The 18,408-nt window shown below is 37.1% G+C and carries 18 protein-coding genes and 1 pseudogene; 11 read left to right on the forward strand and 8 right to left on the reverse strand.

Translation table 11 applies throughout. The features are described from left to right. The first annotated feature begins 242 nt into the window (after positions 1-242). Positions 243-896, forward strand: a complete 654-nt coding sequence (locus ON09_RS14555) for an ankyrin repeat domain-containing protein (protein ID WP_010601799.1) — start codon at positions 243-245, stop codon at positions 894-896. A 116-nt stretch (positions 897-1,012) separates the two neighbouring features. Here ON09_RS14555 and ON09_RS14560 read toward each other — a convergent pair whose 3' ends face one another. The 5 genes and pseudogenes from ON09_RS14560 to pyrF all read right to left on the reverse strand — a co-directional run bounded on the left by ON09_RS14560 (position 1,013) and on the right by pyrF (position 4,929). Then, on the reverse strand, positions 1,013-1,231 hold the full coding sequence (locus ON09_RS14560; protein ID WP_010601800.1) for a PspC domain-containing protein: 219 nt from the start codon (positions 1,229-1,231) through the stop codon (positions 1,013-1,015). 112 nt (positions 1,232-1,343) lie between these two features. Next, entirely contained in the window at positions 1,344-1,559 is a 216-nt protein-coding gene (locus tag ON09_RS14565; RefSeq protein ID WP_010601801.1) for a hypothetical protein, read from the reverse strand. A 49-nt stretch (positions 1,560-1,608) separates the two neighbouring features. After that, a pseudogene (locus ON09_RS14570) lies at positions 1,609-2,891 on the reverse strand (DUF2851 family protein). 111 nt (positions 2,892-3,002) lie between these two features. Beyond that, on the reverse strand, positions 3,003-3,905 hold the full coding sequence (locus ON09_RS14575) for a DMT family transporter (RefSeq protein ID WP_010601802.1): 903 nt from the start codon (positions 3,903-3,905) through the stop codon (positions 3,003-3,005). A gap of 193 nt (positions 3,906-4,098) precedes the next feature. Further along, on the reverse strand, positions 4,099-4,929 hold the full coding sequence (gene pyrF, locus ON09_RS14580; RefSeq protein WP_010601803.1) for an orotidine-5'-phosphate decarboxylase: 831 nt from the start codon (positions 4,927-4,929) through the stop codon (positions 4,099-4,101). A gap of 421 nt (positions 4,930-5,350) precedes the next feature. Between pyrF and ON09_RS26140 the strand changes: the two genes are divergently transcribed. From ON09_RS26140 to pssA, 3 genes are all read left to right on the forward strand, one after another. Beyond that, a complete protein-coding gene (locus tag ON09_RS26140; RefSeq protein WP_029204359.1) occupies positions 5,351-5,659 on the forward strand; it encodes a Rho termination factor N-terminal domain-containing protein in 309 nt (102 codons plus the stop codon). 46 nt (positions 5,660-5,705) lie between these two features. After that, positions 5,706-7,073, forward strand: coding sequence for a transcription termination factor Rho (rho, locus tag ON09_RS14590; protein WP_051010220.1), 1,368 nt, complete (start codon positions 5,706-5,708; stop codon positions 7,071-7,073). A 132-nt stretch (positions 7,074-7,205) separates the two neighbouring features. After that, a complete protein-coding gene (gene pssA, locus ON09_RS14595) occupies positions 7,206-7,907 on the forward strand; it encodes a CDP-diacylglycerol--serine O-phosphatidyltransferase (protein ID WP_010601804.1) in 702 nt (233 codons plus the stop codon). 120 nt (positions 7,908-8,027) lie between these two features. On the opposite strand, the gene ON09_RS14600 is transcribed toward pssA, so the two are convergent. Both ON09_RS14600 and folK read right to left on the reverse strand, forming a co-directional pair. Further along, positions 8,028-8,402 (reverse strand): Hpt domain-containing protein, encoded by a 375-nt coding sequence (locus ON09_RS14600; protein ID WP_010601805.1) that lies wholly within the window; start codon positions 8,400-8,402, stop codon positions 8,028-8,030. A 17-nt stretch (positions 8,403-8,419) separates the two neighbouring features. Continuing rightward, positions 8,420-8,926: a 2-amino-4-hydroxy-6-hydroxymethyldihydropteridine diphosphokinase gene (gene folK, locus ON09_RS14605; protein WP_010601806.1), complete on the reverse strand. Its 507-nt coding sequence runs from the start codon at positions 8,924-8,926 to the stop codon at positions 8,420-8,422. A 38-nt stretch (positions 8,927-8,964) separates the two neighbouring features. Between folK and sppA the strand changes: the two genes are divergently transcribed. After that, a complete protein-coding gene (gene sppA / locus ON09_RS14610; protein ID WP_010601807.1) occupies positions 8,965-10,731 on the forward strand; it encodes a signal peptide peptidase SppA in 1,767 nt (588 codons plus the stop codon). An 89-nt stretch (positions 10,732-10,820) separates the two neighbouring features. Here the strand turns inward: sppA and ON09_RS14615 are convergent, their stop codons facing one another. Further along, positions 10,821-11,447: a hypothetical protein gene (locus ON09_RS14615; RefSeq protein WP_010601808.1), complete on the reverse strand. Its 627-nt coding sequence runs from the start codon at positions 11,445-11,447 to the stop codon at positions 10,821-10,823. Between the two features lie 87 nt (positions 11,448-11,534). On the opposite strand from ON09_RS14615, the gene ON09_RS14620 reads away from it, so the two are divergent. The 6 genes from ON09_RS14620 to murA all read left to right on the forward strand — a co-directional run bounded on the left by ON09_RS14620 (position 11,535) and on the right by murA (position 18,041). Further along, positions 11,535-13,217 carry a helix-hairpin-helix domain-containing protein gene (locus ON09_RS14620; RefSeq protein ID WP_010601809.1) on the forward strand — a complete coding sequence of 561 codons (1,683 nt, stop codon included), beginning with the start codon at positions 11,535-11,537 and terminating at the stop codon, positions 13,215-13,217. Positions 13,218-13,338: 121 nt separating this feature from the next. Continuing rightward, positions 13,339-13,941: a DUF4254 domain-containing protein gene (locus ON09_RS14625; RefSeq protein WP_010601810.1), complete on the forward strand. Its 603-nt coding sequence runs from the start codon at positions 13,339-13,341 to the stop codon at positions 13,939-13,941. Between the two features lie 27 nt (positions 13,942-13,968). Next, a complete protein-coding gene (locus tag ON09_RS14630) occupies positions 13,969-14,997 on the forward strand; it encodes a glycosyltransferase family 9 protein (protein WP_010601811.1) in 1,029 nt (342 codons plus the stop codon). Next, positions 14,990-15,487: a SixA phosphatase family protein gene (locus ON09_RS14635; RefSeq protein ID WP_010601812.1), complete on the forward strand. Its 498-nt coding sequence runs from the start codon at positions 14,990-14,992 to the stop codon at positions 15,485-15,487. Before ON09_RS14630 ends, ON09_RS14635 begins: the two co-directional genes overlap by 8 nt. Before the next feature lie 462 nt (positions 15,488-15,949). Next, on the forward strand, positions 15,950-16,636 hold the full coding sequence (locus ON09_RS14640; RefSeq protein ID WP_010601813.1) for a DUF4290 domain-containing protein: 687 nt from the start codon (positions 15,950-15,952) through the stop codon (positions 16,634-16,636). Between the two features lie 79 nt (positions 16,637-16,715). Then, positions 16,716-18,041 carry a UDP-N-acetylglucosamine 1-carboxyvinyltransferase gene (gene murA / locus ON09_RS14645; protein ID WP_010601814.1) on the forward strand — a complete coding sequence of 442 codons (1,326 nt, stop codon included), beginning with the start codon at positions 16,716-16,718 and terminating at the stop codon, positions 18,039-18,041. The last annotated feature ends 367 nt before the right edge of the window (positions 18,042-18,408 follow it).

Genomic DNA, 18,408 nt, shown 5'->3' on the forward strand with positions numbered 1-18,408 from the left:
ACGTACACACTTTTTACCTGGAGAGGTTAAACGGGTATTTTTTTCGATAATCTAACGCTCAAATTGATTTGGGCTATTCGCTATGATTTTCAAAGCTTACAAATTCTTCGTACAACAAAATCAAAACATTCATCGAATGGGCTCCGCACATTTTTTAACCACTCCAGAATATTTCAGTAAAATTTCTAATCACTATTAATTTTTTGTTAATTTAAATCGATAAATTGAAATAAATCAAACATATGAGTATAGCGCAACTCGAAGAGCAGATTGAATCAGGAAATTTAGCGGCTGTAAAAGAACTTTTATTGGAAAACCCGATGTTGGCCAATATTAGTACTTCGCATAATATCTCACCCTTGCTTCTGGCGTGTTATTATAAGAAACAAGATATCGCTAACGTAATTGTAGAATTCACAGATAATTTAACATTGTTTGAAGCCTGTGCGGTTGGTAAGTTCGATGCTGCAACATTGTTAATTTTTCAACACCCAAATAGTATCAATGAATTCTCAGAAGATGGCTTTACCCCATTGGGCTTAGCCTGTTATTTCGGACACGAAGACCTTGCGAAATTTTTAGTGTTGAAAGGAGCTGATGTCAATTTAGCATCTAAAAATGGATTTAACGTTTTCCCGATACATTCTGCAGTTGCCGCAAACAATATTAATATTACAAAAATGCTTCTGGATGCAGGCGCTTACCCAAACGTTTGTCAGAAAGCAGGTTTGGCACCTTTACACACCGCAGCACAGCTGGGAAACATCGAACTCATTATTCTGCTCTTAGAACATGGCGCAGAGGTTGGATTGCGGATGGAAGGCGGTAAATTACCTGCAGATTTAGCTGCAGAAAAAGGCTTTAATGAAATTGCTGAAATTTTGAGAGAAGATTAATCCATATCCCTTTACAGGGGAAATAAAAGCATGTTTATGTTCGAAGTATGATGTTAATTTCTTTCAAACAAACATCTACAGGGCGACAGCACGAAGCTCACTTTAGGGATGGGGATTTACTCCCAAATCCTCAATCTCATTTTTTTCATGTACGTTCTGATATCCAAAACTACTGCTGCCAGAAAGTAAAATAGTATTGGAAAACCAACGGCCAAAAAAGAAGAATAAATAAAAAACAAACGAACTTTCGCTGTACTCATATTTAGTTTATTGGCCAAATAGGTAGAAACACCAAAACTCTGTTGCTCGAAATAGGTGATAATTCTCTGGAACATTTTTAGCTTGTTTAAATATTACCGCAATACAAATAAAAAAAGCGCAATGATGAGGTGTTATATAAATCTAATTTAGTAAAAATATTTCGTTAAATGATCAACTGAAGTTGCCTTAGTCTAGAATCAGTTTTTCGAAATCTTGCTTGTTTTCATGTTTGATAAATAAAGTTTGTTGTTCTTCCAAACCTGAATATTTTTTCTTGAGTTCATTTTTGAATTTCTCAATGTCAACCCCTTCATTTAAAATTACAGTTAATGCATCAGCATTGCCTCTTACTTCGATAATTTTATCGCGATAAAGTTCTTTAAGTTCATGTGGGAATTCCATATTGACTAAACCGATTAAAAGATAGAAAGTTTGATAAATTTTATAGGTTTTAGGCCTGTTTTAAAATCTTTATTCCAATACCACAAAAAAGGCATTTCTTTTGGTCGCAATAATGTTTTTTTAGCTGGAGAATTCCTTGTGATGCGAAGGCATTATCCATCACCACACCCGCTGAAGTAAATTTATCAGTAATTGCATTTTGCTCAGCAGGCAAATTTTCTAACAGTTTTACTGACCGGCTAATATAAAGATGAGTTCCGGTATGCTTGCCATAAGCAAATAAAAACAACGCTACCGTATTTAATAATATATTATTTGCTGAGGTTTTGCCAATTTGAATACCTACCCCATCGGCTGGCTTTTTGAAATGATAATGGGTTTTCCAGTAATGATGAACCGGCAAATCATTCAATAATAACTGAAGTTCTGCCACGTTGCTTATTTCCATCATTTTTGAAAAAGATGATTCTCCTTTATAATTAACGCCGCAAACTGAGCGAGGCGAATGGTGGGGAAATTTTGTGGCCGCATTCGCATAAATTTCCAGATCGAAACTTCCAGAGGTTTGATAGCATATTTCTTCTGCAAAAATTGAAATTCTTTTTTTAAACTGAGGGGATAATCATCTTCAAACTGATCGTTCAGAAAACCAGCCGAGCCGAAAACCAGTGCTTCAATTTGTAGTGGATTATTTTTGTGCTTGCCATAAATTTGTTGCGGAACAGTTTTCGCAAGCAACTCGAACGGTAATGCGTTTACTTTAAAACCGAAATTGCGAGCCATAAAACGGTAAAACGTTTCATCCCAATTGCCATTTAATTCATTTAGTGTGGCAATTACCAATTCGGTTTTTTGCTCAAACCTTTCAATAAGCGTTCTGGATAAAAATGAATCAATATGGATTTGATCAACAGTTCCAATTTGGGCAATGCAAGGAAAATCCGTGAGGGTGAGAAACAGGGTTTCATATTTCTCTATTAAATCTCGAGCGATTCGATCTTTTAATACTAGAACAGGTAAAACGGAACCATCAATTCTTTTTATTTCGATATCATTTTCGAAAACTACGTGGAGAATTACGTTATCATAACTTTTATCAACTTGATGATTATGATTGAGCCAATCGGAAGATTTAATATGGATTTCGACATTTCCAGCCCAAAGTGTTTCACCAATTATAATTTTGGCGTTGCTAAAATCAGGACCTGCATTTTTATTCAGGAAACCCTGATGAAGAATTTTCAATTCTTCTCCATCGGCAGTTTTGAGTTTATGATGATCAAACGAACAGAATTGCCAAACATAATGCAGAAAATCTTCCGAAAAATTCATAACTGAAGTTAATGAATATTCCTAAAAGTTTTGCAAAAATCTTTACGGGCACTCAATTATTTAGGCATTTGAGAGCGCTGCTGAAATTGATCAAACTAGTTTTAAGGCACGTTATACCAATTCTGCCTTTTTCTTATAATTTGTAATAAAAACCCCGGCAATAATCAGAGCTGTTGCAACAATTAAATCGACATCTACCTGTTCATTTAGGATGAGCCACCCTAAAAAAATCGCAATAACCGTATTGAAGTATGTTAAAATTGAAACTTCAGAGGCTGAAACTTTTTTCAAGGCATAGTGATAACAAAAGTAGCCCAGAACAGAACCAAATATGGCAAGATAAACCGCTGCGAGAATACTTTCTATTTTCCATGAATCTACATCAGCCTTGCCTGAGAAAATTAAGGCCAAACCAAACTGGACAATTGCCGAAAATACAAACTGATAAAAAAGATTGAGAAAGATATATTGTGGTTTCCCACTATGTTTTTTCGAGTAAATTGTTCCAATTGTCCAGCCTGAAACTGCAATAACTAACGATAAAATTCCATTCCGATAGCCTGGCTCTAATAAATCGTTTATTCCATCCCGGAAGATAAACACTATACCCAGAAAACCAATGAACACGCCAACAAATCCTTTTAAGCTTGGCTTTTGGATGCCTAAAAACACACAGCCAATAAATACTAGCAGTGGAGATGTTGCATTAATTAAAGAAGTTAGTCCGCTGGGAATAGTTTTTTCAGCAACTGTGGTCATGCCATTTGCAACCACTACCATCAAAATAGACAGTAAGATTTGTCTTTTTAAACCTGACCATCCAATCCATTTCAATTCTTTCTGTTTGATTAGAATTATCATTATGATCAGAGAAGCGATGGTTTGGCGTATTGCCGTGACATACCAGGCCGGAATACTTGCTACTGCAACCCGAATACCAAGGTATGTTGTACCCCAAATAATGGCAACGCCAGATAAGGCAAGGACGAGTTTTAAATCTATTTTGGGATTCATATATTTATAGAGATTAACCGCAAAGAACGCGAAGCTTTACGCTAAGAAAACGAGATTTTTGCCACGGAAGCACAGATTTACACGAAATTTTTAAATGTATTTCAAGGCTTTATAGCGTTATTATTAACACTAAGAAACTTTTCTACCTTTTTTCCGTGTCATCAGTGCTTCCATGGCAATTAAAATATGATAACTAAACCAAGTTTGCTCCAACTAAAATCTGCTCCATTTCCTGCTGTAATTTTAGCGCTTCTTCCCTGGCCTTTTCTGCGAAATCCTCTCCATTGCTGGCATAAATAATTCCTCTGGATGAGTTAATTAATAAGCCGCACTGCGAATTCAATCCATATTTACACACTTCATGCAAATCGCCACCTTGGGCACCAACACCAGGAACCAATAGAAAATGATTCGGAGCAAGCTTACGTACTTCCGCGAAAGCGCTGCCACGCGTAGCCCCAACAACATACATCATCTGTTCGTCTGTTGCCCATGTTTGAGAAGTTTTTAACACCTTTTCAAACAGTTTATCCTCTCCTATTTCTTGCAGTTGAAAATCAGCATGCCCGGAATTTGAAGTTAATGCCAGCAGGATAACCCATTTATTTTCAAAAGTTAGAAATGGCGTTACAGAATCACTGCCCATATAAGGTGCAACGGTAACAGAATCGAAACTCATTTCTGATGATTGTTCATTAAAAAATGTTTCGGCATACATTGCAGAAGTATTCCCAATATCGCCACGTTTGGCATCGGCGATGGAGAATATCTCCTGAGGAATATATTTCCAGGTTTCAATTAAAGTTTCCCAGCCCTTTTTGCCATAACACTCGTAAAAGGCAGTGTTTGGCTTATAAGCAATGCACAAATCTTTAGTGGCATCAATTATTTGTTTATTGAATTCCAAAATCGGGTTGTCGTACTTTAATAAGTGTTGAGGAATTTTATCTAACGAAGAATCTAATCCAACACATAGAAATGAACGCTTTTTCTGTATTTGCTCGAAAAGTTGTTGCTTGGTCATATCAGGGCTTATTTGCTGCAAATATGAGGTTTTTTGAGTTTTACGAACGAAGAAATAATCTTCACATTAATTATTTTTACAAACATTTTAAACTTTTTCTTGCGGATTACGTTTCAAATACATACAATTGCAACATAATTTCTCAACCGTTTATCTGAATATCCCAGAAAAATTTTATCAAGACTTGTTTTTTGTTACCATTTTTAGAAACGAATAATCGTTTTTATTCAGCTCGTAAACAATTATGAAACATTTTGAGTATATCAAATAACCAACTCATTAAAGTTTTATAGCCTTAAGAATTTATACACAATGAAACCGCCGGGCTTACGCTAACACATAAATTAGGCCTGTGCAGATTTATAGCAGGAAACATCCGTTATAAACAAATGAAAAATTTCTTGAAACATATATATTTAGAATGTTTAGCAAAACAGAATTAAATGATAAGCTCACACCAGAATTACGTGAGCTTGCAAAATCCTATGGCATTGAAGGTGCCGAATCCTTAAGAAAAATTGACCTTGTTGAAGTTCTTTTACACCAGCAAGAAATGATAAGTGCCGCTAAAGGCGGGGCAGATCCCTATAGCGAAAGTGAACCTGTTGCTGTTGCACCAGCTGCAAAAACTAAAGCAGTTAAAGCTGAAAAAACTCCAAAAGTAGCGGCATCGGCGGCAACTACTGCTACTCCTGAAAAACCAGTTAAAAAAAGAAGCAAGGTTAAATAAAGATGAACCTGCAGCGCCAGTTGAAAGAAGAAGAGATGCTGTTACATTGTTTGATGAACCGCAACATCAGCAACAAAATGAAAAACAACCAGACAGAATTGTAGAGGCTGAAGATGGTGGGAGCAAACCAATTTCTGCTTTAATCGAGGAATCGGCAGAAGTTATTCCGGTAGCACCGAGACAAAAACAAGAGCAAAGAGAGAAGCAAGATAAACCACAACGCGATGATAATCGCCAGCAGAAACAACCTCAAGGAGGTAACCACCATAAAAATGAAAACAGTTATTCGAACTTAGATTTCGATAATGTGATTACAAATGAGGGTGTTTTAGAAATTATGCCCGATGGTTACGGTTTCTTGCGTTCCGCGGATTACAATTACTTAACTTCTCCTGATGATATTTATGTATCACAGTCGCAAATTAAACTTTTCGGTTTAAAAACCGGTGATACTGTGAAAGGCAGCATCCGTCCTCCGAAAGAAGGCGAAAAATATTTCCCTTTGGTTCGCGTAGAAACTATAAACGGCAGAATCCCTGCTGAGGTTCGTGACCGTGTTCCTTTTGATTATTTAACACCACTCTTCCCTACTGAAAAATTAAATCTATTTACGGATAACAGTAATTATTCTACCCGTATTATGGATTTGTTCACGCCAATTGGTAAAGGTCAACGTGGTTTAATCGTTGCACAGCCTAAAACTGGTAAAACCAATTTGCTGAAGGAAGTTGCTAACGCGATTGCTAAAAACCATCCTGAAGTTTATTTAATTATCCTTTTGATAGATGAGCGCCCGGAAGAGGTTACTGATATGGCTCGTAGTGTAAGAGCAGAAGTTATTGCCTCTACTTTCGATGAGCCTGCTGAGCGTCACGTAAAAATTGCCAATATCGTGTTAGAAAAATCTAAACGTTTGGTAGAAAGCGGACATGATGTAGTTATTCTTTTAGATTCAATTACACGTTTAGCAAGAGCATACAATACTACTGCTCCAGCATCAGGTAAAATATTATCGGGTGGTGTTGATGCAAATGCATTACACAAACCAAAACGTTTCTTCGGTGCGGCTCGTAACATTGAAAACGGTGGATCATTAACAATTTTAGCTACGGCTTTAACTGATACCGGATCTAAAATGGATGAGGTTATTTTCGAAGAATTTAAAGGTACCGGTAACATGGAGTTACAGTTAGACCGTAAATTATCGAACAAACGAATCTTTCCGGCTATCGATATTACTGCTTCGAGTACTCGTAGAGATGACCTATTATTAGATAGAGATATTTTACAACGTGTTTGGATTTTACGTAACCACCTGGCAGACATGAATAGCCAGGAAGCAATGGAGTTCGTACAAGCACAAATTAAAGGCACAAAAAGCAACGAAGAATTTTTAATTTCGATGAATAGCTAGTATAATCCGAAAGGTAAAAGATGTAAGGCTTAAGGCTTCTTGATTGGATGCTTTAAGCCTTATGTTTTTTAAAGGTTTTATATACATTTGCACTTAAACCTGATACCTTAAAAACAACACACCTTAAACCTTATGAAAAGGCATATTCCCAATGCGATTACCTGTGCAAACCTATTTTCTGGTTGTATTGGAATCGTTTTTGCATTTAAAGGCGATTTACAAACAGCAGCGTATTTCGTTATTCTCTCTGGTATATTCGATTTCTTTGATGGAATGGTTGCCCGCTTGCTGAACGTAAAATCAGCAATCGGAAAAGATTTAGACTCACTGGCAGATATGGTAAGTTTTGGTTTCTTACCTGGAGTAATCATGTTTCAGCTATTAAAAGCAAGCGATTATTCGTCAGATTATTTGCCTTATCTGGGCTTTTTCATCACGGTGTTTTCTGCATTGCGGTTAGCAAAATTTAATAACGATGAGCGACAAACGGAAGATTTTATCGGACTAAATACCCCGATGAACACCTTGTTTATTTGTTCTTTACCATTCATCACAGATGATTATCCACAAATAATTGGTTCTACTATCCTACTCATTGCCATCACTGCTATAACAAGTTTCCTATTGGTAAGTGAAATTAAAATCTTTTCTTTAAAATTCAGCGACTTCAGTTGGGCAAAAAATAAAATTAAATTTATCTTTTTGATTTTATCGGCAATTCTAATTGCTGCTTTGCAATTCGCTGCAATTCCATTTGTATTGGTGCTTTATATTGCTCTGTCGTTCTTACATTTCAGAAGTTTTAATAATCGCTATGTTCAAGATCTAAAGTGATAGCTCTATTCCTGGTTGATTAGGCCATCTTAATGTTTGAAACAATTATTTCTTTTATGTGATATCGCTTAAATGAAAAGGTAGTTCAAATTTTTATCAAAAGCTTGTTCCCAAATACTTTTATAAAGTAGATTGAAGATTTCTTCTGGCCACATCAAGTTGGGCATAAATTTCTATCAGTAGCGATTTTAATCGTTCCACATCTGCTGGTATTTGCTCGACTGAAATTTGATTTCTAGCATTATTTTCAATTGACTGAACAAAATCTTTCACATCATTTCTGCCTACATAACTAAAGGTAGGCTTAATTTTGTGCGCACAATGGCCAACCCTATCCCAGTCTTTCTTGGATAGCGCATCTTCTAACTCAGCGAGATAGAAAGGAGTTTGTTCTATAAATGTGTCAAAAACTTCGATCATAAACTCAGGATTATGACCAACCATTTCAGTTAGGTATGATAAATCTAGGGGATGATTATCATAATTAGTTTGCATATTTCAAATCTAGCTATTTACAATTTGTTAACCTCTAAATCATCTGTAATATTTTTAAAAATTTCAGAAATAGTTTTCCCCAAAACAGGATGAATTACCTCAGCTGCAATTTCAACCAAAGGAGCCATCACAAATTTCCTGAATTGCATTTGCGGGTGTGGCACCTGAAGTTTATTCTCAATATCAATCACAGCATCATCAAAAAGAATTAAATCGATATCGATCAGCCGTTCTCCCCACTTATCTTTTCTCACTCTCCCTAACTTCTTTTCAATATCCAATGCTTTATCTAACACTTCGATGGCAGAAAAATTTGTTTTTACCGCCACGGCCTGATTTAAAAATGCAGGCTGATCGGTTTTGCCCCAAGCCGCAGTTTCATATATAGCGGAAACAGCGTTTATTTCGCCAATATTTTCAGTTATCAATTTTATTGCCTGATGCAAGTTCGCTTTTCTATCTCCTAAATTTCCACCGAGTAACAAATAAGCAGTTCTGTACTCTAAAGCCGTATTAAGCATCATGTATTTTTATATCTTTACGGCACAAAATTAACATTTAAATGAAAGAATTTTTTAAGTATCTATTTGCCTCAATGTTAGGGTTTTTCCTTTCAATGGTCATTATTTTCATTATTTTCTTTGTGATCATTGTGGGGGCAATTTCATCTATTGATAGCGATAAAACTGTAACCGTATCAAACAACTCAGTTCTATTTCTAAATTTAGATCAGCCCATAACTGAACGTACGCCTAAAAACCCATTCGGAAACTTGCCAATAGTTGGTGGTGATGAAAAAGATGGTATCGGGCTAAATGATCTTCTAAAATCTATCCAGAGGGCAAAAACTGATGATAACATTAAATGTATTTATTTAAACGTAAGCAGTCCGAATGCTGGTTTTGCTACTATGCGTGAGGTTAGAAATGCACTTATCGATTTTAAAAAATCACATAAAAAGATTATTGCCTATAGCGAAGTTTACACGCAGGGGGCTTATTACCTGGCTTCATCTGCAGATAAAATTTATCTAAACCCAGAAGGTGCTTTAGAATTTAAAGGTTTCAGCTCAGAGCTCACTTTCTTTAAAGGAACACTGGAAAAAGTTGGGGTGGAAATGCAGGTTATTCGTGTTGGAAACTACAAAAGTGCTGTTGAGCCATTTATTTTAGACAAAATGAGTGATTACAACCGCAAGCAGGTGACGGCCTACGTAGGCGGTTTATATAATACTTTTTTAACAGATATTGCAAAAAGCAGAGACATCCATAAAGACAGTTTATACAAAATTGCCGACGATTTTAGAGTTCGACAACCACAAGACGCTGTAAACTTCAAAATGGTTGATGCATTAAAATATAAAGATCAGATTTTAGAAGAACTTAAAGGCTTATCAGGAAGAACCAAAGATGAAAATGTACGAACGGTATCGATTAATGATTATGCTAAAAATAACAAAGATTCAGGTTCTGGCAAAGATAAGGTTGCTGTAATTTATGCCAATGGCGAAATTAGCGGCGGTGAGGGCAATGATAACCAGATTGGTTCAGAACGTATTTCAAGAGCAATCCGTAAAGCCCGCCTTGATGATGACATTAAAGCAGTTGTGATCCGGGTAAATTCACCGGGTGGTAGTGCATTGGCATCAGACGTGATTTGGAGAGAGATTGTTCTTACTAAAAAAGAAAAACCGGTAATTGCTTCATTTGGCGATGTTGCTGCATCAGGTGGTTACTACATCGGTTGTGCTGCTGATAGTATTTTCGTACAGCCTAATACCATTACAGGGTCAATTGGGGTGTTTGGCATTATCCCTAACTTCCAAAATTTGATGACCAATAAACTTGGAATTACTTTCGATGGGGTGAAAACTGGCAAATATGCTGATATCATGGCAACTAACCGACCAATGACTGAAGGTGAAAGATTTATCATTCAAAATGAATTGAATAGAATTTATAATGGTTTCGTTAGTCGTGTGGCAGATGGAAGAAAGAAAAGCAAGGCCTATATTGATAGCATTGGTGGAGGCCACGTTTGGATTGGAACAGATGCAGTTCAAATTGGTTTAGCCGATAGAATTGGAAGTTTTAATGATGCGATTAAAGCTGCAGCTAAAAAAGCGAAAATAAAAGATTATAAAGTGGTGGAATATCCGGATGTTGTTGACCCGTTAAAATCACTTATGGATGAAAGCACCGATAGAATCAAAACCTATTATACTAAACAAGAATTAGGTGAAAATTATTTCCTGTATCAACAAATGAAAAAGGTTATTTCAAGTTCTGGTATTCAAGCCAGGATGCCTTTTGAAGCGGTAATAAAATAAAATTAGGTGTCACATTTGAGCTTGTCGAAATGCATTCAACAAATAGGTTGTACTTCGACAGGCTCAGTCTAACGAAATTCATCTTCCCCCTATTCTATTAATTTCCACTCCGGGTGAAGGGTCAAATAAGTTCCATTAACCGATTGATTCACCGGATGAACGGTTATAGAAATACTCTTTCCTTTCAAAAACTCAAAACCAATTCCATCTTGCCTGGAATCATAAACGGTTACGGTATCTTTATTTTGGTTTAAATAAGATGAAACCAGCTCCATCGCAGGGAATTTTGATTTCGTACCTGCTTCAGGGCCTCCGGTAGTAATACCATTCCGGGTTTTAAATTGAGCCGATGTGATGCGAATTTGCTTTACCTCTTTTACCACCATGCTAGTGTCCCGATAAGAAGAATATACAGCCAGCTCATTTTTTTGCCCATCGGTAGAATCTTTGCTATACCAAATTCCCCATGCCTTCCCCATAGCAGCATCACCCGCATCAGGTCGGCCAAGTTTCTTCCCAACTTCTGTCATGTTTTCTCCTAGGGATATCTCCCCTATTGATTTGCCCGGAACAACCAAAAAGGCGGAATCAATATTTTTTTGCTTTCCAGATGTAATATACTCTGTGGAATCTTGTTGGTGGGCGGAATGTTCAGCAGATTGGCAGGCCGTTAAACCAATGATAAAACTTAAGAAGATGATTTTTCGAGATTTCATTTCAATAAAACAACACTACAATTATTTCTGTTTGAAAAAATAGTTCTCCCCGATGATTTAAGTCATTATTTTCTAATTTTACACCCTATGGAAAATAAAACCATCGCCCGGACTTTACGACTGTTATCGCAATTAATGGAATTGCATGAGGAAAATCCTTTCAAAATTAAATCAGTAGCTAACGCCTATTTTAAAGTTGATAAATTGCCTTTCGCTTTAAAAGATAAACCAGTTGATGAGATTGATCAAGTTGATGGGATTGGTAAGAGTTTAGCGGCTAAAATTATTGAACTATTAGAAACCGGTGAACTCCAGGAACTCAATACTATTCTTCAGCAAACACCTGAAGGCGTAGTTGAGATGCTTGGAATCAAAGGAATCGGACCGAAAAAGATATTAATCATCTGGCGAACCCTTGGTATTGAAACTATTGGAGAACTTTATTACGCCTGTAATGAAAACCGTTTAATCGAAGCCAAAGGCTTTGGTTTAAAAACACAGGAGGAAATTAAAAACGCCATTGAATTTAAACTGGCTGCCAACGGGAGATTCTTGTTTGCACAGGTTGAAGCTTTTGCAAAAAACCTGCAGGCACAAATTTCCGAATGGCTGATTAATGTAGATAATCATTCCCTACTGGGCGTTGCAGGACAATTTCGCCGTTCCTGTGAAATTATCGATGAGTTAGAATTTGTTATCGGCGCTGAGCATGTTGAAGAGGTGCAGAAAAATTTGGAATCATTTGAACCACTTTCATTAATCGCCGGAGAAGATGCTTTTATCACCACAACAGAAACTGGATTAAGAATCAAAATCTTTGTCGTTGATAAAACTGAGTTTTATTTAGAGTGGTTTAAATTAACAGGAAATCCCGAACATGTAGCAAAAGTATTGGAATTAGCCGGTGATGGTCCTTTTTCTAATGAAGAGGAAATTTACCGCAAAGCTGGATTGGCGTTCATCGAACCCGAACTTCGTGAAGATTTTGATGAAATTGAATTGGCCAAAGAAAATAAATTGCCTGCGTTGATTACTTATGACGATTTAAAGGGTAGCTTACACAACCATTCTACCTGGAGCGATGGCGTTCATACGTTGGAACAAATGGCAGTTTACTGTAAAGACGTTTTGAATTTACAGTATTTAGGTATTTGCGACCACTCTAAAACTGCCGTTTATGCCAAAGGATTAAATGAACAACGCGTTTTTGGCCAACACCAGGAAATTGACGAGCTGAATAAAAAACTGGCTCCATTTAAAATATTTAAGGGAATTGAAAGCGACATTTTAAGCGATGGTTCTTTAGATTACAGTGATGATGTACTTAAAACTTTCGATTTTGTGGTCGCTTCGGTTCATAGCAATTTACGAATGGATGAGGCAAAAGCCACATCCCGTTTACTTAAGGCCATTGAAAATCCTTACACCACCATTTTGGGGCATCCAACGGGGCGCTTGTTGTTAAGCCGGGCGGGTTATCAAATCGATTATAAAAAAATTATCGATGCTTGTGCAGCAAACAACGTAGTAATTGAAATTAATGCAAATCCTTTACGTTTAGATTTGGATTGGCGTTGGCACCGCTACGCATTAGAAAAAGGCGTTTTGCTTTCCGTAAATCCTGATGCACATAGAACTGAAGGCTTTCATGATATGAAATACGGTATTTTGGTTGCCCGCAAAGGTGGCTTAAGCGCTGATAAATGTTTAAATGCATTTTCGTTGGAAGAGATCGCTACGTTTTTCGATAATAAAAAGTTTAGGGTTTAGGGTTTAGGGTTTAGGGTAAAACAATCCGAAATTTAAATCTGCAAGCCAAAGGAAAACTTCTGTAATCCATTAATCTGTGTAATCAACCGTGATGGAAAAAATCTTTTAATATCTTTGCCCCATGATAAGTGAAATTGCCAACCGCATATTTAGCCAAGTAATTGCTGATTACCACAAATTCGATAACATTGACCATCCCGTTGAAAACCCTTATGATGCGGAAAGCTTAGAACATCTTTTTTACATTAAAAACTGGATTGATACCGCTCAATGGCACATGGAAGATGTGGTTCGTAACCCGCAAATAGACCCGGTTGAAGGATTAAGCTGGAAGAGACGAATTGATGCCCAAAATCAGGTTCGTACCGATATGGTGGAGTTTATTGATGGTTATTTCTTAAATCTTTATCAGGGCATTTCGGCTTTGCCTGATGCAAAAATTAATACGGAAAGTCCGGCATGGGCAATAGACAGGCTTTCGATTTTGGCCTTGAAAATTTACCACATGCAGGAGGAAGCGGAACGTGAAAGTGCATCGCCAGAGCACCGTGAACTATGCCAAGCCAAACTCAATATTTTATTATCGCAACGCGACGATTTATCAACCAGTATTGATGAACTATTGGCTGATATTGAAGCGGGCAAAAAATACATGAAAGTGTACAAGCAAATGAAAATGTACAACGACCCGAGCTTAAATCCGGTTTTGTATAATAAAGCTTAAAAAGCAGAAAGCCGAAAGCTAAAAGCCATGTCAACAACCCACAAAATTATCGTTTTACGTTTTTCGGCCATGGGCGATGTGGCAATGGTGGCTTCTGTTCTAAAAGAGTTTTCTCAGCAAAATCCATCTGCGGAGATTATTATGGTTAGTCGCGAAGCTTTTAAACCATTTTTTGATGGGATTGAAAATCTCATATTCCATGCGATTCAGCCTAAAACTTCACATAAAGGCATTGATGGCCTATATAAGCTTTACCAGGAGTTACGAAAATATAAACCTACGGCAATTGCCGATTTGCATGATAATTTGCGAAGCAGAGCGATTTCAACTTTTTTCCGGCTTACTGGATTTAAAATTAAGCGAATTAATAAAGGCAGAGCAGAAAAAAATGCGTTAATACGTACTAAAAATAAAATATTTAAACCACTGCGACATACCGTAGAGCGTTATGCTGATGTATTCCGGGAACTGGGTTTTGATGTTACCTTGAGCCATAAGCTTACTAAAGCTCTACAAGCAATACCGTCAAAAGCGAAAAACTTATTTCAAAACAACAATAAAAAAGTTGGCATCTCCCCTTTTGCCCAACATATTTATAAGGTTTATCCATTAGAAAAAATGGAGAAAGTGATTTCTTCTTTGAGCCAAGAAGGTTACGAACTTTTTATTTTCGGTGGAGGAAAATCTGAACAAGCAACGGCTGAAAAGTGGGCCAACACTTATCCAATTACACATAATTTAATTGGTAATTTTAGCCTTACGGAAGAACTTTCAATATTTTCTAACCTCGACCTAATGCTGAGCATGGATTCGTCAGGTATGCACATGGCCTCATTAGTTGGCGTTCCGGTAGTTTCGGTATGGGGCCCAACACATCCTTATGCTGGCTTTTTAGGTTATGGGCAATCAGAAAATGATTGCATTCAAATAGACCACCCCGCCCGACCAAATTCGATTTATGGAAACAAACCCTGCTTGTGTGGTGTTGAGAGTTGTATGGATTTAATTAATCCTGAAACGATTGTAAATAAAATTAAAGAAAAACTAAATGGCTAAGCAATTACTTTTGGTTCGTCACGGAAAATCGGACTGGGGAAATTTAGATTTGAAAGATTTTGACAGACCTTTAAATAAACGTGGCAAAGAAAATGCACCTGAAATGGCTGAACGTTTGGTACAAAGGGGTTTTAAGTTTGATTTAATCGTAAGCAGTCCGGCGAAAAGAGCAAAATCTACCGCCAAATTCTTTGCTGAAGCATATCAGGTTAATGATATACAATACGAAGAATCTATTTATGAGGCCAATACCACTGCCCTTTTGAAAGTTATAAATGGTTTGGATGATAGTTCGGATACGGTAATTATGTTTGGGCACAACCCAGGTTTTACCGATTTGGCTAATGAACTAAGCGATGCAGACATTTACAATATTCCAACGGCGGGAATGGTGTTAATGTCATTTCCTTTTGATTCGTGGAAAATGGTAAGCAGAGGAACAGGAGAATTGGTTTTCTTTGATTATCCGAAGAATAGTGATGAGATTTAGTTTTTGCCAAGGGAATACGGAAAATCGAAAAGTCGTCATTGCGAGGCTTCTTCAGCCGTGGCAATCTCCTTGTGGGATGGGTGTTAGTAAATACCCTTACATTTAAACCTTTAAATTGCACTTTTGCAGACTGCTTCAAATGATAAAAGTAAAGTCCTAATGAACAAAACTTATCTAAAAGCAGCATACTTTGTTAAATAAACCTGATAGAACGAAAAGCCCGGAGTGAGGAACGAGCGAGAACTTGAAGTGATAGCAGGACTGAAACATCAAAAGAACTACTGAAGGTTCATTTCCAAAATAAAATCCAGAATCGTAACCTTAAATCGCAAATTTAATTATCTTTGAACTATAAATAACGAAAGTCCGGCAATAGACATTTCGGTGAATTCATAACCTCATCTCCTCTGGTTATTTCATAATTCGTATCGCCGGAAGATTTATCCATTAAATTATCTGTACATGAATTTTGATTATAATACTACGCGTAGCCATTTGATTTTATCGGAATATGGCCGCAACGTTCAGAATATGGTGAAGTATATTTGCGAATTACCCACTATTGAAGAACGCAATAAATATGCCCAGGCAGTTATCGACCTGATGGGATTTTTGCAACCGCATTTACGCGATGTTGCCGATTTTAAACATAAACTTTGGGACCATTTGCATATCATTTCTGGCTATCAGATTGATGTGGAAAGTCCATATCCGAAGCCTTTGCCAGAGAATGCCTTTAAAAAACCAGAGCCACTTCCCTATCCTCAACAGCGAATTACCTACAAACATTATGGTAAAACGGTTGAGAATTTGATTGAGAAAGCCATGCGTGAGGATAATCCTGAACATAAAAAAGCAATGGTTCAGGGCATCGCAAACTTTATGAAAATGGCTTATGTAACCTGGAATAAGGATAATGTAAGTGATGATACCATCATTAAAGATTTGAAATACCTTTCTGGCGGATTGTTATCTCTTGATGAAGGCGTAAATCTGGCCAAAGTGGAATTCAGAGCTCAAAATCCTCGTCAAAACAATAATAACAATAACCGGGGTAGAACAAATAATAACAACAATAACGGTAAGGGCCGTCAGAATAACAATAATAATAACCGCGGACGCAACAATAATAATAAACCTAAATATTAATAACTTTTAATTGTCATGTTGAGCCTGTCGAAACACTGTCTTCGATAAACTCAGACTGACACTTAACTTAAAAAGATATATGAACGCATTTGAAATAACAGGCGGAATTAAATTAAAAGGCGAAATTACTCCTCAGGGCGCCAAAAACGAGGCTTTACAGATTCTATCGGCTGTTTTGCTTACCGAAGAAAAAGTTACCATTAGCAACATTCCGGATATTAAGGATGTAAATAAGCTGATTGAACTACTAGGTGACTTGGGCGTTGCTGTGGAACGCATTAATAAAGATACTTACACGTTTGAGGCTAAAAATATAGATTTAAATTTCTTTGAATCAGAAACTTTTAAAGCCAAAGGTGGCGGCTTACGCGGTTCAATCATGATTGTTGGTCCGTTGTTGGCTCGTTTTGGTAAAGCGGCAATTCCAAAACCCGGGGGCGATAAAATTGGTCGCAGAAGGTTAGATACACACTTTATCGGATTCGAAAAGCTAGGTGCAAAATTTGTTTACGATAGCAAAAAAGCATTCTTTAATGTTGATGCAACAAACTTACAAGGTGCTTATATTTTACTAGATGAGGCATCGGTAACGGGAACGGCGAACATCGTAATGGCTGCTGTTTTGGCAAAAGGAACAACAACCATTTACAATGCTGCTTGCGAACCTTATTTACAGCAACTTTGCAAAATGCTAAACCGCATGGGCGCAAAAATTTCCGGTATTGGTTCGAATTTATTAACCATTGAAGGCGCTAAAGTTTTAGGCGGAACTGAACACAGAATGTTGCCTGATATGATTGAAATTGGTTCGTTCATTGGTATGGCAGCTATGACGGAATCAGAAATCACCATTAAAAATGTTTGTTACGATGAACTTGGTGTAATTCCAGAAGTTTTCAAGAAATTGGGGATTAAGTTGGAGCGCAGAGGCGATGACATTTATGTTCCATCTCAAAAACATTATGAGATTGACACATTTATTGATGGTTCGATTTTAACGATTGCAGATTCTCCATGGCCAGGTTTTACGCCTGATTTATTAAGCATCGTTTTGGTTGTGGCTACTCAGGCAAAAGGAAACGTTTTAATTCATCAGAAAATGTTCGAGAGTCGTTTATTCTTCGTGGATAAGTTGATTGATATGGGCGCTCAAATTATTCTTTGCGACCCGCACCGTGCTACGGTTAATGGTATCGACAAAAAATACAAACTTCGTGGAATCAGCATGACTTCTCCTGACATCAGGGCTGGAGTTTCTTTGTTAATTGCAGCTTTATCTGCTGAGGGTAAATCAACCATTTACAACATCGAACAGATTGAACGTGGCTACCAGGATATCGATACGCGTTTACGTGCCTTAGGTGCGCAAATTAAGCGTGTGAACGCTGATGCGCCGAGCCATTAAAGGTTGAAGGCGGAAGGTATAAGGCTTAAGGTTTGAAGACCAAAGCGAAAATAGCATAATGCAAAAAAACGCCCGAGTAATTTCTTACTCGGGCGTTTTTTTTATGGCTTCTCATCACTGTCCCGACTTTTCGGGAAAGCAATCTCTTATTAGCGGTCGCTATTTGAAAACCAAAAGCATTAGGGTTGCTTCGTACCTTGCAATGACGACCGTTTTAGGAAGGATTAGATTAGATGACGACGAGACTCTCCTATTTTCTATTCTCTATTTCCCATTTACCTCATCCATCTCACATCTTACATTCTTCCTACCCTGATATCGCGTTTATAATATCGTATTGCGTGATAATTTCAATTTTACCAGATTC

It is taken from the genome of Pedobacter agri PB92, assembly GCF_000258495.1.
GTDB lineage: Bacteria > Bacteroidota > Bacteroidia > Sphingobacteriales > Sphingobacteriaceae > Pedobacter > Pedobacter agri.